This window comes from Nocardia sp. NPDC059229 (assembly GCF_042754165.1).
GTDB lineage: Bacteria > Actinomycetota > Actinomycetes > Mycobacteriales > Mycobacteriaceae > Nocardia.
Genome location: NZ_JBHZAK010000004.1, coordinates 331,268 through 344,391 on the forward strand (window position 1 = coordinate 331,268; position 13,124 = coordinate 344,391).

Consider the following 13,124-nt stretch of genomic DNA (forward strand, 5'->3'; position numbering starts at 1 on the left):
TGTGGCCCCCCCCCTCCGTTACGCCCCGGCCCCCGGCCCCCCCGCCCCCGGCGCCACCCCCCGAGCCCCCGCCCCGGGCCCCACCGGCCCGGCGGGGCCGGGAACCCCCCGCCCCCCCCGGGCCCACGCCACGGGTCGGCGGGACGTGGCATTGTGGGGAACGTCGTGTCCGCGCCGGGTCGCGAGTGGAGAATTGTTCGGTCCGCTCGATGCCTAGCGCGGGCGCATCGCATCCCGCACCGAGCCCTGGGCAGCGCCGCTCAGCGAGCCGGGTGCACCTGCACGGCAGAAGTTCTCCGAGAGCTAAGGAGCCCCCTTGTCCGCACCGAATCTCACCCGCGAGCAGGCGATCGAACGCGCCGCGACGGTCCAGGTGGAGAACTATCGGGTCGAACTGGACCTGACCGGACAGCCCACCGGTGCCGAAGAGCCGCGCCGTGAGACCTTCCACTCGAAGTCCACCGTGACCTTCACCGCGACCCCGGGTGCGCAGACCTTCATCGACTTCGTGGGCGCGGGTGTGCGCTCGGCCGTGCTCAATGGCGTGGCCCTGGATGTGAGCGGCTACGACGAGGAGCAGGGCCTCACCCTGCCGAACCTGGCCGCGAACAACGAGCTCGTCGTCGAGGCCGACGGCGAATACTCGAACACCGGTGAGGGCCTGCACCGCTTCGTCGACCCCACCGACAACAAGGTCTACCTGTACTCGCAGTTCGAAACCGCCGACTGCAAGCGCATGTTCGCCTGCTTCGACCAGCCCGACCTCAAGGCCACCTACGACGTGATCGTCACGGCGCCCGAGGACTGGGAGGTCATCTCCAACGGCGCGGTCGCCGACACCCACACCATCGGCACCGTGGTCCGCCACACCTTCGCCACCACCCCGCGCATGAGCACCTACCTGGTCGCACTCATCGCCGGTCCGTACGCGAAGTGGACCGACTCCTACAGCGATTCGCACGGCGAGATCCCGCTCGGCATCTACTGCCGCGCCTCGCTGGCCGAATTCATGGACGCCGAACGGCTTTTCACCGAGACCAAGCAGGGCTTCGGCTTCTACCACACCAATTTCGGTGTGCCCTACGCCTTCGGCAAGTACGACCAGCTGTTCGTGCCCGAATTCAACGCGGGCGCCATGGAGAACGCGGGCGCGGTCACCTTCCTCGAGGATTACGTCTTCCGCTCCAAGGTGACTCGCGCCTCCTACGAGCGCCGCTGCGAGACCGTGCTGCACGAGATGGCGCACATGTGGTTCGGCGACCTGGTCACCATGAAATGGTGGGACGACCTGTGGCTGAACGAGTCGTTCGCCACCTTCGCCTCGGTGCTGTGCCAGGTCGGCGCGACCGAATACACCAATGCCTGGACCACTTTCGCCAATGTCGAGAAGTCGTGGGCGTACCGGCAGGACCAGCTGCCCTCGACCCACCCGATCGCCGCCGACATCCCGGACCTGGCCGCGGTCGAGGTGAACTTCGACGGCATCACCTACGCCAAGGGCGCTTCCGTGCTCAAGCAGCTGGTGGCCTACGTCGGTGAGGAGCCGTTCCTGGCCGGTCTGCGCGACTACTTCACCGAACACGCCTACGGCAACGCCGCCTTCGACGATCTGGTGGGCGCGCTGGAGAAGGCATCCGGCCGCGACCTGTCCGACTGGGGCGCGCAGTGGCTCAAGACCACCGGCCTGAACATCCTGCGCCCGGACTTCACCGTCGACACGGACGGCAACTTCGCGTCCTTCGCGGTCGTCCAGCAGGGCGCGGAGCCCGGCGCCGGTGAGCGCCGCGTGCACCGCCTGGCCATCGGCGTCTACGACGACCAGGACGGAAAGCTGGTGCGCACCAAGCGCGTCGAGCTCGACATCGATCCGGCCGAGCGCACCGAGGTGCCCGAGCTGGTCGGCGTCGGCCGCGGCAAGCTGGTGCTGGTCAACGACGACGACCTCACCTACTGCTCGGTCCGCCTGGACGCCGGCTCCCTCGACACGGTGGTGGCGCGCATCGCCGATATCGCCGAGCCGCTGCCTCGCACGCTGGCCTGGTCGGCCGCCTGGGAGATGACCCGGCAGGCCGAGATGAAGGCCCGCGACTTCGTCGCGCTGGTGCAGCGCGGCGTCGGCGCGGAAACCGAGATCGGCGTCGTCCAGCGGCTGCTCATGCAGGCCGGCACCGCACTCGGCGCCTACGCCGACCCCGAGTGGGCGCGCGCCGAGGGCTGGCCCGCCTACGCCGACCGCCTGCTGGAACTGGCCCGCGCCGCCGGTGCGGGCTCGGACCACCAGCTGGCGTTCGTCAACGCGCTGACCGGCGCGCTGCTCTCGCCGCAGCACATCGAGGTGCTGCGCCGGCTGCACGCCGATGACCCGGAGGGCGTCGGCCTGCCGGGCCTGACCGTCGACACCGACCTGCGCTGGCGCATCACCCAGGCGCTCGCGGCCGCGGGGGCCATCGACGCCGACGGCATCGAAACCCCGGTCATCGATGCGGAACTCACGCGCGACGACACCGCCGCGGGCCGCCGCCAGGCCGCGGCCGCGGCCACCGCCCGCCCGCAGGCGGCGGTCAAGGAATCGGCGTGGGACACCGTCATGGGCGACGACACGGTGCCGAACATCACCGCGCGCGCCATCGTCAACGGTTTCGCCCCGGCGGGCCAGGCCGCGCTGCTGGCCCGGTACGTGGAGCGCTACTTCGCCGAGATCGCGGCGGTGTGGGAGCGGCGGTCCAGCGAAGTCGCCCAGACGGTCGTGGTGGGGCTGTACCCGCACTGGGCCGTCACCGAGGAGGCCGTCGCGGTGGCCGACAAGTTCCTCGCCGGTGACCACCCGCCGGCGCTGCGCCGCCTGGTGGTGGAGGGCAAGGCGGGCATCGAGCGCTCGCTGCGCGCTCGCGCCTTCGACCGCAGCTAGAAAGCGCTGCACGGCAGCATATTTCGACCGCCGACAGCCCCTCCCGAATCCATTCGGGAGGGGCTGTCGGCGGTGTGGGGCCGCCGACTGAAGAGTCGCTGAAGAACCCCCGACGGACGGGGTCTGCAGGGCCTGGAGTCCGACATGATCGGTGCCGCAAGCCATCCCGACCGAATGAGGCCATCCACCATGACATCCTGGACCCGTCACGCCGCCGCCGCTCTCGCCGTCACCGGAATCTGCTCCGCCGCAGTGCTTTCCGGCACCGGGGTGGCGGCCGCCGACGACGATGACTCGCTCACCCGTTCCACCTGCAGCTGGGCCCAGATCGACACCACGCTCAACGATCAGGATCCGGTGCTGGCCCGGCTCATCGACGGCCACCCGGAACTCACCTCCGGGCTCGCCGTGATGTACCAGCTGCCGCCCGAGGCCCGGCCCGAGTCCTTCTTCCGCATCGTGTCCCAGTACCCCGACGTCGAGGACCGCATCGAGCAGATCCGCCACGACCACGCCCCCGGTAGCGAACCCGTGCGTGCCAAGTTCGACCGCGTCGCCGACACCTGCCACCGGCACTAGCCCGGCAGGCGCTGCTGTGGGCGGATCCGCCCACAGCAGCGCGGCAGGACTTCCGGCGGTCCGCTGCGGCACCGTGAAGGCATGGCAGAGAACAAGACTCCGATGTTCAACTGGCACACCAGGGAACAACTCTTCGCCCGCCGGGTGCTCGTACTGGACGGACCGCTCGACGACGACAACGGCACCCTGCTCATGACCCAGCTGCTCACGCTGGCGGCCGAGGACCCCGAGGCCGACATCTCGCTGTGGATTCACTCGCCCGGCGGGTCCGTGCCCGCCATGCTCGCCATCCGCGACGTCATGCGACTGGTGCCGGGCACGGTGTCCACACTGGCCCTCGGATTGGCCTGCAGCGCGGGACAATTCCTGCTGTCGGCGGGGACACCCGGGCACCGCTACGCCCTGCCGCACGCCCGCATCCTCATGCACCAGGGTTCGGCGGGCATCGGCGGCAGTGCCGTCGAGGTGGAGGTGCAGGCCGACGACCTGCGCTACACCGTGCAGACCGTGCTCGGCCTGATCGCCGCCGACACCGGCCAGCCCTACGACCAGGTCTTCGAGGACTCCCTGCACGACCGCTGGTTCACCGCGACGCAGGCCCGCGAGTACGGCTTCATCGACGGCATCGTGGACTCTTTCCACGAGGTCGTCCCGCAGCGCCAGAAGCTGGGGATCTCGGCATGAGCAGCTACACGATTCCGAATGTGATCGCCCGCGACCCGCGCGGGGAGCGGATCATGGACGTCTACTCGCATCTGCTCACCGAACGCATCGTCTATCTCGGCACGCCCATCGACTCCGGTGTCGCCAATGCCCTGATCGCCCAGCTCCTCCACCTGGACGCGGAAAGCCCGGGCCAGGACATCAACCTCTACATCAACTGCGAGGGCGGCGACCTGCCGGCCATGCTCGCGGTCTACGACACCATGCAGCACATCCAGTCGCCCGTGGTGACCACCTGCGTCGGTCAGGCGATCGCGGTGGGCGCCGTGCTGCTGGCCGGCGGCGCGAAGGGGCGCCGCAATGTCCTCCCGCACTCTCGAATCGTCCTGCACCAGCCCGCGATTCGAGGTCAGGGCACCATCCCCGACCTGATCCTGCAGGCCGACGAAATCGTCCGCATGCGCGCCCAGATCGAAGCCATCCTCGCCACCCACACCGGCCAGTCCGCGGAAACCCTGCGCCGCGACACCGATCGGGACCGGGTCTTCACCGCGCAAACGGCGCTCGACTACGGCCTGGCCGACCATCTCCTGGGCCCCCGCGCCTGAACGCCGACGAGCATGCGCTGGTGCACGCACAACGCCGAAAAGGCAGGTGCGCCAACGCATGCTCGTGAATCAGGCGGCCAGCAGGACGGGGGAGATCGCAAGCGGCGAGATGGCCGGGTGCCGAGCCGGGGCGGGACGGGCGCGAAGCAGGTCCTCGGCCACCTGCCGTGTGAGCGAACCCAAACTGGTGCCCAGAGCCCCCGCCAAGGCCGCGATCATCTCGCTGGACGGCTCCTTGCGCCCCCGTTCGACCTCGGACAGATACTGCGGCGAAATACCCGCCCGCCCAGCCGTTTCCGTCAGCTTCTCCCCCCGCTCCAGCCGAAGCGAGCGCAGCTGACCGCCGAGTGCCTCCCGCCACAGCGGCTCGCGCACCGGCGCCGGACGCACTGCACGTCGCACCACTCCGGCCCCTTCGTCGAGACCACCGGGAATTGCTTGCAAACGCGGATGCTCGGCCATCTCCCGAGCGTAAATTCCCCCACCCCGCCCCCGCGCCCCGATCTGCTCAGGGCGAAATGTCGGTCGGGGCGTGCGGGGGTCGGTGCGCGACCTTCACCCCTCGGGGTTTGGGGGCTGAGCCCCCAAACGTCCCTTGGGGTTTCAGGGGCGAAGCCCCCGAGAAGAGCCGAGAGTCGGCTAGACCCGTCCGATGGCGGCGGCCATCACGCGCACGGCCGAGACCAGGCCGTCGATCAGCTCGCCCTGGCGGAAGGAGCTGGTGGCGGCAGTGGCGCCGAGCTGGCAGACGCGGTCGTTGGCGCGTTCGGCGACGTCGCGGCCGGAGCGCACCTCGACGGAGTTGGTGTTCGGGTCCACCGCGATGAGCACCGAGCGGGCGGCCTCGGGGGTGGAGGGGAACAGGGCGTCCACGCCGGCGGCCGAGTCGGAGCCCAGGTCACCGATGTAGACGTTGAAACGCACCTTGGTGGCGCGGGTGGCGTCGGTGAGCGCATTGTCCATGAGCAGCCGCTCGCGGTCGCTGAACGGCGCCTCCTTGAAGACGTCGCCGGCCTCGTGCACACCGGAGACGCGTCCACTCGTGGTGATCGCGTAACCGTGGGGTAGGTCGGCCTCGTCCACCGCGGGCCAATTAGAACTTGCCACTTGCCCGGCCTCCGATCAGCTCCGCGTGGGCGGATTCGATAGCCGCATGGTCACCATGCGAATCAGCAGTGTCGTGGTGGCCGGATCCGGTCACCTCGTCGGTCGCGCTCCACAGCACCGGGGGCTGGGTCCACTTCGCACCGAGTTCGTAGTGTTCCGGCTTCTTGCCGGGCAGCGGCTTGCCGAGGAACGACAATCCGGCGATCACCAGATAGATCGCGACCGGGATGCCGACGTAGATCAGCACTGTCTGGAGAATGCTCACGGGCCAACGGTAGTCGATGCCCATGTGACTACTACGACCGGTAAGGGTTATGCGGCCGTGTCGTGACAAACCTCTTTCAGACCAGCCAGGCCGTCGAGTTCGCCGGAAGTTCCCGCCGCGCATTGATCGCCGCGCTCGCCAGCAGCACCTCACCCGCGGGGAGCAGGATCGGCGAATCGGTGGCATTGAGCACGCACAGCAGACCGCCCTCGCGCCGGAACGCGAGGCAGCCGGGCGGACTCGCGTACCACTCCAGCCCGAACCCCCCGAATTCCGGCCGGACGGCCCGCAATTCGATCGCCATCCGGTACAGCGACAGCATGGAATCCAGTCGCTCCAGCTGCGCCTCCACGGTCAGCGCCGCCCACTCCGGCGGCATGGGCAGCCACGGCACCCCCGTCGTGAACCCGAACGGCGGCGACTCCCCCTCCCACGGCAGCGGCACCCGGCAGCCGTCCCGGCCGCGCTCGGTGTGCCCGGAGCGTTCCCAGGTGGGGTCCTGCAGCGCCCACTCGGGGAGGTCGTCCACATTGGCCAGCCCCAATTCGGCTCCGTTGTAGACGAATACGCTGCCCGGCAGCGCCAGCTCCAGCAGGATCATGGCCCGCGCCCGCGCCTGCCCGACGGGCCCGCCGCCGTAGCGGGTGACCTCGCGCTCGATGTCGTGGTTGGACAGCGTCCAGGTGGGCGTCGCGCCGACCCCGGACACCGCGCGCAGCGAATTGTCCACGGCCGCGCGGATCCGATCCGGCCGGAAGGGCGTCTGGGCGAGCCGGAAATTGAAGGCCAGGTGCAGTTCGTCGGGCCTGACGTATTCGCTGAAGCGGGTGTTGTCGTCGACCCACACCTCGCCGATGGCGACCGCATGCGGATACTCGTCCATCACCTTCCGGATCCGCCGGTGGATGTCGTGCGCGCCGGGGTTGTTGAAGCGCGGATCGTCGTCCTCGAGGTGGAGCATCCGCGTGTCGACGCGCTCCATATCGGGCAGGCCCGGGGGTTTGGCCATGCCGTGCGCCACGTCGATCCGGAAGCCGTCCACGCCGCGGTCCAGCCAGAACCGCAGGGTTTGTTCGAAATCGGCTGCGACCTCAGAGTTTTCCCAATTCAGGTCGGGTTGTTCGGCGGCGAAGATGTGCAGGTACCACTGCCCCGGTCTACCGTCCGGTTCGATCACCCGGGTCCAGGCCGGACCACCGAAGATGCTCGGCCAGTTGTTCGGCGGCACAGCGCCGTCCGGCCCGCGGCCGTCGCGGAAGAAGTACCGCGCCCGCTCCGGGCTCCCCGGCCCCGCCGCCAGCGCCGCCCGGAACCACGGATGCTGATCGCTGGTGTGGTTGGGCACCAGGTCCATGGTCACCCGCATGGCCCGGTCGTGCGCCTCGGCGATGATCTCGTCCAGCGCGCCGAGGCCGCCGAACAGCGGGTCGATATCGCGCGGGTCCGACACGTCGTAGCCGCCGTCGGCCATGGGCGAGCGCATCACCGGGCAGATCCACAGCGCGTCCACCCCGAGTAGCTCGAGATATCCCAGACGGTCACGCAGTCCACCCAGATCACCGACACCGTCACCGCCGGAATCGGCGAAGGAACGCGGGTACACCTGGTAGAACACAGCCGATCGCCACCACGGAGCCGGACCGGCCCCGCCCCCGGCTGCGGCGGAAAAATCAGTCACAGCCGTAATGGTGCCAAAGCACAGTGACTTTCGCGGTCACGTCGAATGGACTTGTCCAGTTTCAGCAAATGATCAGCGGACAGCTGCGGGCGCCCGGAACCACTGTGAGGCGCTGGTATTTCTACGGATCCAACTCAGAAAGGCGAGTTAATCAGCGAATTCGCGGCCATCTCGAAGTAGTCGAGCAGCTGCTGCCGGTGCGCGTCGTCGAGCACCTCCGGCTCGATCTCCGCCACCGCGATGCGCATGGCCCGCAGCCACGCGTCCCGCTCGATCGGCCCGACCTTGAACGGCATGTGCCGCATCCGCAGGCGCGGATGCCCGCGCTCGTCGGAGTAGGTCCGCGGCCCGCCCCAGTACTGCTCCAGGAACATCCGCAGGCGTCGCTCGGCCGGGCCCAGGTCCTGCTCCGGATACAGCGGCCGCAACACCTCGTCCTGCGCCACCTCGCGGTAGAACGCCGCGACGATCCGATGGAACGTCTCCTCGCCGCCCACGGCTTGATAGAAGGAGGTTGCAGTCTGCTCGCCGGAAGTCACGTCCCCATTGTGCCCACTCCCGCGACGTCCGGCCCGGGTGCACCCTCGATGGCGGCCGATCGACGCCTCCGAGCACACCGTTCGCAGCTCGGAACAGCGTTTCTCGACACCCGGCCGGCCCGCGTGCACGATTGTCACGTCCCGTTCATCCGAATGTGCCCGACAATGTGCGAAATCACCGTGCAATATGCGGCAAGTCATGGTCAACTGGGTGGCAGTCTGCCGAGATACCACACAATCGGACGAATACGAAACCGGGGTATGGCCCATGAAGCAGCGGCACGGCGCCCGACACGAGGCGCGGACCCACCGACAACTCCAGCCCGCCGACGTCCACAATCGTGGGTCGGGGGCTACTCCGCTGCACTTGCTGTCCGAACATTCTCATTCCGAGCATCACCTGGGCGCTCATCCCGAGCCCGCCCATCCGGGCGACCACCGCGAGCACGCGCATCATCCGCCCACCGCAGCACCCGTTCCCGCCTGGGCCAAACGCCGCGTGCTGCTGCTGAACGCCACGTACGAGCCGCTCACCGCCCTGTCCGCACGTCGCGCCATCGTGCTGCTGATCTGCGACAAGGCCGACACCGTGCACGACAATCCGGAGGGTCCGGTCGTGCATTCGGCCGGCACCTCGGTGGCGCTCCCCTCGGTCATCCGACTACGCAACTACGTGCGCGTCCCCTACCGGGCACGGGTACCCATGACCCGAGCCGCCCTCATGCATCGCGACCGCTACCGCTGCGCCTACTGCGGCGGCAAGGCCGAAACCATCGATCACGTCATTCCGCGCAGCCGCGGCGGCGCCCACTCGTGGGAGAACTGCGTCGCGTCCTGCGCCCCCTGCAATCACCGCAAGGCCGACAAGCTCCTGAGCGAACTGGGCTGGACGCTGCATCATCCGATGGTCGCGCCGAAGGGTCCACACTGGCGGTTGCTGTCGGCCAGCTCGGAACTGGATCCGATGTGGCTGCAGTACCTCGGCGAGGGCGCGGCCTGACGCGTCACTCCCCCGTGGGCAGACCGGCTTCGGCGGCCAGTACGCCGAGCGCGCGCAGGAAGGCCGTGCGCTCCTTGGCGGTCAGCCCGGCGGTGAGTTCGTCGTCGAGGTCTCGCGCGGCTTTTTCGCATTCCGCCAGCAGCGCGTAGCCGTGCCCGGTGAGCGTCAGCACCTGCCGGCGCCGGTCCCCGGGATCACGCACGCGCTCGATCGCGCCGAGTCGTTCCAGATGATCGGCCAGCGCCACCACCAGGCTCGGCGCGACGCCGAGCCGGCCCGCCAATTCCTGCTGTGACGCGGCCTCGTCGTGGCTGAGCGCGGTCATCAGCCCCGCGTGCTTGGGCTTCAGATCGAGGGTTTCGATGCGTGCGGCGAAGCGGTCGGCGACCACCGAACCCACCGTGCCCAGCCGGAACGAGACGGTCTTCGGGAGTCCGGTCGGCTTCTTGACATCGTTCACGGGTCAGATGATACTTCCCTCGAAACATTCAGACTCTGAATGATTTAGGGAGTGAAGGAAATGGACGCGTACACCGGAATCGCCATCGCGAACGCGGCGGTCGCCTTGATCTCGGGAGTCTCCAGCGTGGTGGGCATGGCGCGGCCCGCGATGGCGGTGCCGGACGGTGGCCAGATCAATACGGGCACACTGTTTTTCGCGTATGCGTACGGGGCGCGGGCGGTGCCGCTGAGCGTCGTGATGCTGATCCTGCTCGCGGTCGGGGCCCGGAGCGGACTCGCGCCGATCCTGGTAGTCGCCGGACTGGCTCAGATCGGCGACGCGGTTATCGGTGCGGGACGGCGCAACTGGCCGATGGCGGCCACCTGCGTCGGATTGGCGGCCGTGCACCTGCTGTCCGCCTGGTGGGTGGCCGGTCGGTGAGATCAGCTGTGCGGCAGCCGGATTCGCAGATCAGCTGTATTCACTGACCAGCAGAGCCCAGGTGCCCGGCTCGAGGGCCTCGAAGACGTGCGGCAGATCGCCGGGGTAGCAGATGTAGTCGCCGGGCCCGAGTTCCACCGGATCCTCGGCGAGCCCGACCTTGGCGCGACCGGCGCACAGCACGATGTGCTCGACGACGCCGCGGGAGTGCGGGGCGGAGTCACGGGGGTGGCCGGGTTCGGCGGTGACGCGGTAGACGTCACGGCGGGCCGCGGGCGGGGAGGCCGCGAGCAGGGTGGTCCGGTACTCGGACCGCGCCGAGGCGAGGACCGGACCCTCACCCGCGCGGATCACCTGAACCTGCGGGGTCGGGGGATCCAGCAGCCGCGAGAACTGGATGTCGAGGGCGAGGCAGAGCGCCCACAGCGTTTCGATGCTGGGGTTGCCGGAGCCCGATTCCAGTTGGGACAGTGTGGATTTGGCTATCCCGGCGCGACGGGCGACCTCGGTCAGCGAGAGTCCGGAGCGAGCCCGCTCCCGGCGCAGAGCGGCGGCGATCGCCTCCTGCGGCGACGCGGGCGCCTGCTGCGGGGACGCCGGCGCCTGCGGGGGAGACTCGGGCACCTGCTGGGCAGACACAGGCTCGGAGCGGTCGGACTGCTGGGTCATGGTGGCGTTCACAGTACCGGGATGTCGGCACGTCCCTTTGACGAACCTGGCCGGTTGTGTTCATTATAGAAAACATGCGTTCGGCATGGCGAACACTCGATCGGAGTGTGCTCACAGGTATCGCGGCGATCTGCCTGGCAGTCGCCATGATCGGCGTATCCTACGGCGCTACCGCGGTGACCTCCGGACTGCCCGGCTGGCTGCCGGTGCTCATGAGCGTCGCCGTCGTGGCCGGCGGCTCGGAATTCGTCTTCATCGGCATTCTCACCGCTGGCGGCGGGCTGGTCGCCGCCGTGCTGGCGGGACTGCTGGTCAACGCCCGGCACCTGCCCTACGGACTGTCCGTGCCCGATGTGGTCGGCACCGGCTGGCGGCGGCTGCTGGGCACCCACGTCATGAACGACGAATCGGTGGCCATGGCCCTGGCCCAGCCGGATCGGGATCGGCGGCGCGCCGCCTACTGGGTGTGCGGGCTCTCGGTGCTGGCCGCGTGGCCGCTGGGCGCGGCGCTCGGCGCCATACTCGGCGCGGTGGTGCCGGACCCCAATGCGTTCGGTCTGGACGCCATCCTCCCGGCCGTGCTGTTCTCGCTGGTGCTGCCCGCCCTGCGCGAACCTCTCACCCGCACAGCCGCTCTGGCCGGCGCAGTGGTCGCCGCGGCGACCACGCCGTTCCTGGGCGCGGGGCTGCCGGTACTGCTCGCCCTGACCGCGGTACTGCTGGTCGTGCGCCGCGCGGGCGCGAGCGAAGCCACCACCACCGCGAACGCGGATCAGGCGGCGAGGACCGAGAGCACCACCGCTGCGGCCGGGACCGTGTGATGCGGGCGATCTTTCGACGGCTCGGCTCCAGGAGCGCGCGCCGATGACCAAGACTCTTCTGGTGGGTGCCATGGCATTGGCCATGGGCACCTTCGCCTTCCGATTCGCCGGGCCGCTGTTGCGCAGCCGGGTCAAGATTTCGCCGCGCACCATCCGGCTGCTGGAGATCGCGTCGGTCGTGCTGCTGACCGCGCTGGCGGTCACCACGCTGGTGCCCACGGGCAGCGGCCAATTCGGCTGGGCGCTGCCCGCGGGCGTGCTGGTCGCGGCGGGGCTGGCGTGGAAGCGCGCGCCGCTGCTGGTGGTGATCCTCTCCGCGGCGGTGGTCACGGCGGGACTGCGGATGCTCGGCGTGCACTGAGGAAAGAGTCCTCGGTGTCTGCTGAGGAGCGAGTCCTCGGCGTGCCGAATTCGTTAGCCGCGCAGCAGGTCCGCGAGCCGGGCCCAGGAGTCCTCGGCGACCTCGGGCCGGTACCAATCGCGGCCGGGGAAGAGGAAGCCGTGCGGGGCGTCGTCGTAGACCACGATCTCGTGCTGGATATTGGCCGTGCTCAGCGCCTCTTCGAGTTCGTCGCGAGCCTCGGCATCGATCAGCGGATCCTCACCGCCGAAGAACAATACGACCCGGCCCGTGATGCCGGGGGTGGCTTCGACGGTGGGTTCGGGTGTGGACAGCGGGATATCGGTATTGGTGAGCCAACCCGGGTAGAACGCGGCGGTGGCAGCCAGCGGAAGTTGAGTGGCGGCGTAGTAGGCGACGTGCCCGCCCGCGCTGAAGCCGACCATGTTCAGCGAGACCGCGCCGCGGCCGCGCAATTCGTCGAGACAGGCCGAGACATCGTCGACCACCCCGGGACGGGTCAGGGTGCGCAGCAGTTCCAGGCCACGTTCCCGGTCGACGTGCAATTCCAGCTCGGCGCGCGGCGCGACGCGGTGGAACAGGTCCGGCAGGACGGCGATGACGCCCAGGGACGCCAGGCGGTCGGCGGCCGCTCGCGCCGTGGCGTGCTGGCCGTAGATCTCGTGTCCCACAACGACTCCGGGATACTCACCCGGTTCCGCCGGACGGGCCACGTAGGCGCTCATCACGGCATCGCCGACCTTCAGGTCGGTCCACTCGGTCACGATCGCGGCATCGCTCATGCCGCAAAGGTAATCGGCACCGGGCGGGGCGACCAATCGTTGCGGCTATGCCGGCCATCGCGATTCCGATGGCCGGCAGACCGGCTGTCGTATCAGCCACCCACGGCGGGCGCGAAGGCCGGAGCCAGCAGGGCGATGCCCAGCGCCACACCTGCGAGAATGCACCTCAGGATCGTCATGATGATGGCCCCTCCCTGTGGTTGCGTTCGGCCCGACTCGAACCTAGCCGGGCTCGAAAAACCTTACGAGCCAGGATATTCG

16 protein-coding genes are annotated in these 13,124 nt (G+C 69.2%); 8 read left to right on the forward strand and 8 right to left on the reverse strand.

Features of this window, described 5'->3' with window-relative positions; translation table 11 throughout:
- Window positions 1-316: 316 nt before the first annotated feature.
- The 4 genes from pepN to ACFXHE_RS12845 all read left to right on the forward strand — a co-directional run bounded on the left by pepN (window position 317) and on the right by ACFXHE_RS12845 (window position 4,758).
- Window positions 317-2,908 carry an aminopeptidase N gene (pepN, locus tag ACFXHE_RS12830; protein ID WP_379382611.1) on the forward strand — a complete coding sequence of 864 codons (2,592 nt, stop codon included), beginning with the start codon at window positions 317-319 and terminating at the stop codon, window positions 2,906-2,908.
- Between the two features lie 189 nt (window positions 2,909-3,097).
- Window positions 3,098-3,487: a hemophore-related protein gene (locus ACFXHE_RS12835; protein WP_354834689.1), complete on the forward strand. Its 390-nt coding sequence runs from the start codon at window positions 3,098-3,100 to the stop codon at window positions 3,485-3,487.
- A gap of 81 nt (window positions 3,488-3,568) precedes the next feature.
- The gene (locus tag ACFXHE_RS12840) at window positions 3,569-4,171 is read left to right on the forward strand and encodes a ClpP family protease (protein ID WP_379382613.1); all 603 of its coding nucleotides are present in this window, start codon (window positions 3,569-3,571) and stop codon (window positions 4,169-4,171) included.
- Entirely contained in the window at window positions 4,168-4,758 is a 591-nt protein-coding gene (locus ACFXHE_RS12845; protein WP_379382615.1) for a ClpP family protease, read from the forward strand. Before ACFXHE_RS12840 ends, ACFXHE_RS12845 begins: the two co-directional genes overlap by 4 nt.
- Before the next feature lie 69 nt (window positions 4,759-4,827).
- On the opposite strand, the gene ACFXHE_RS12850 is transcribed toward ACFXHE_RS12845, so the two are convergent.
- The 5 genes from ACFXHE_RS12850 to ACFXHE_RS12870 form a co-directional block, all read right to left on the reverse strand.
- Window positions 4,828-5,220 carry a helix-turn-helix domain-containing protein gene (locus ACFXHE_RS12850; RefSeq protein WP_379382617.1) on the reverse strand — a complete coding sequence of 131 codons (393 nt, stop codon included), beginning with the start codon at window positions 5,218-5,220 and terminating at the stop codon, window positions 4,828-4,830.
- Between the two features lie 177 nt (window positions 5,221-5,397).
- The gene (locus ACFXHE_RS12855) at window positions 5,398-5,865 is read right to left on the reverse strand and encodes a DUF5130 domain-containing protein (RefSeq protein ID WP_379382619.1); all 468 of its coding nucleotides are present in this window, start codon (window positions 5,863-5,865) and stop codon (window positions 5,398-5,400) included.
- A complete protein-coding gene (locus ACFXHE_RS12860) occupies window positions 5,852-6,130 on the reverse strand; it encodes a hypothetical protein (RefSeq protein ID WP_328289985.1) in 279 nt (92 codons plus the stop codon). The genes ACFXHE_RS12855 and ACFXHE_RS12860 overlap by 14 nt, the downstream gene beginning before the upstream one ends.
- A gap of 76 nt (window positions 6,131-6,206) precedes the next feature.
- Window positions 6,207-7,808, reverse strand: a complete 1,602-nt coding sequence (locus tag ACFXHE_RS12865; RefSeq protein ID WP_379382621.1) for a glycoside hydrolase family 13 protein — start codon at window positions 7,806-7,808, stop codon at window positions 6,207-6,209.
- A 134-nt stretch (window positions 7,809-7,942) separates the two neighbouring features.
- Window positions 7,943-8,347, reverse strand: coding sequence for a globin (locus tag ACFXHE_RS12870; protein ID WP_379382623.1), 405 nt, complete (start codon window positions 8,345-8,347; stop codon window positions 7,943-7,945).
- A 268-nt stretch (window positions 8,348-8,615) separates the two neighbouring features.
- Here ACFXHE_RS12870 and ACFXHE_RS12875 point away from each other — a divergent pair, with 268 nt between their 5' ends.
- A complete protein-coding gene (locus tag ACFXHE_RS12875; RefSeq protein WP_354834668.1) occupies window positions 8,616-9,347 on the forward strand; it encodes an HNH endonuclease in 732 nt (243 codons plus the stop codon).
- A 4-nt stretch (window positions 9,348-9,351) separates the two neighbouring features.
- On the opposite strand, the gene ACFXHE_RS12880 is transcribed toward ACFXHE_RS12875, so the two are convergent.
- Window positions 9,352-9,807, reverse strand: coding sequence for a MarR family winged helix-turn-helix transcriptional regulator (locus ACFXHE_RS12880; protein WP_379382625.1), 456 nt, complete (start codon window positions 9,805-9,807; stop codon window positions 9,352-9,354).
- Between the two features lie 60 nt (window positions 9,808-9,867).
- Here ACFXHE_RS12880 and ACFXHE_RS12885 point away from each other — a divergent pair, with 60 nt between their 5' ends.
- The gene (locus ACFXHE_RS12885; protein ID WP_379382627.1) at window positions 9,868-10,230 is read left to right on the forward strand and encodes a hypothetical protein; all 363 of its coding nucleotides are present in this window, start codon (window positions 9,868-9,870) and stop codon (window positions 10,228-10,230) included.
- A 30-nt stretch (window positions 10,231-10,260) separates the two neighbouring features.
- Here the strand turns inward: ACFXHE_RS12885 and ACFXHE_RS12890 are convergent, their stop codons facing one another.
- Complete coding sequence (locus ACFXHE_RS12890) at window positions 10,261-10,911, reverse strand: helix-turn-helix domain-containing protein (RefSeq protein ID WP_379382629.1); 651 nt, start codon at window positions 10,909-10,911, stop codon at window positions 10,261-10,263.
- 62 nt (window positions 10,912-10,973) lie between these two features.
- Between ACFXHE_RS12890 and ACFXHE_RS12895 the strand changes: the two genes are divergently transcribed.
- On the forward strand, window positions 10,974-11,720 hold the full coding sequence (locus ACFXHE_RS12895; protein ID WP_379382631.1) for an AzlC family ABC transporter permease: 747 nt from the start codon (window positions 10,974-10,976) through the stop codon (window positions 11,718-11,720).
- Between the two features lie 43 nt (window positions 11,721-11,763).
- Window positions 11,764-12,081: an AzlD domain-containing protein gene (locus tag ACFXHE_RS12900; RefSeq protein ID WP_379382633.1), complete on the forward strand. Its 318-nt coding sequence runs from the start codon at window positions 11,764-11,766 to the stop codon at window positions 12,079-12,081.
- A 53-nt stretch (window positions 12,082-12,134) separates the two neighbouring features.
- Here ACFXHE_RS12900 and ACFXHE_RS12905 read toward each other — a convergent pair whose 3' ends face one another.
- The gene (locus tag ACFXHE_RS12905) at window positions 12,135-12,863 is read right to left on the reverse strand and encodes a dienelactone hydrolase family protein (RefSeq protein ID WP_379382634.1); all 729 of its coding nucleotides are present in this window, start codon (window positions 12,861-12,863) and stop codon (window positions 12,135-12,137) included.
- Window positions 12,864-13,124: the final 261 nt, after the last annotated feature.

Coding starts and splice junctions, on each gene's coding strand:
- ACFXHE_RS12845 (WP_379382615.1), top strand. CDS start 4,168: ATGAGCAGCTACACGATTCCGAATGTGATCGCCCGCGACCCGCGCGGG.
- ACFXHE_RS12895 (WP_379382631.1), top strand. CDS start 10,974: ATGCGTTCGGCATGGCGAACACTCGATCGGAGTGTGCTCACAGGTATC.
- ACFXHE_RS12840 (WP_379382613.1), top strand. CDS start 3,569: ATGGCAGAGAACAAGACTCCGATGTTCAACTGGCACACCAGGGAACAA.
- ACFXHE_RS12905 (WP_379382634.1), bottom strand. CDS start 12,863: ATGAGCGATGCCGCGATCGTGACCGAGTGGACCGACCTGAAGGTCGGC.
- ACFXHE_RS12835 (WP_354834689.1), top strand. CDS start 3,098: ATGACATCCTGGACCCGTCACGCCGCCGCCGCTCTCGCCGTCACCGGA.
- ACFXHE_RS12875 (WP_354834668.1), top strand. CDS start 8,616: ATGAAGCAGCGGCACGGCGCCCGACACGAGGCGCGGACCCACCGACAA.
- ACFXHE_RS12900 (WP_379382633.1), top strand. CDS start 11,764: ATGACCAAGACTCTTCTGGTGGGTGCCATGGCATTGGCCATGGGCACC.
- ACFXHE_RS12850 (WP_379382617.1), bottom strand. CDS start 5,220: ATGGCCGAGCATCCGCGTTTGCAAGCAATTCCCGGTGGTCTCGACGAA.
- ACFXHE_RS12885 (WP_379382627.1), top strand. CDS start 9,868: ATGGACGCGTACACCGGAATCGCCATCGCGAACGCGGCGGTCGCCTTG.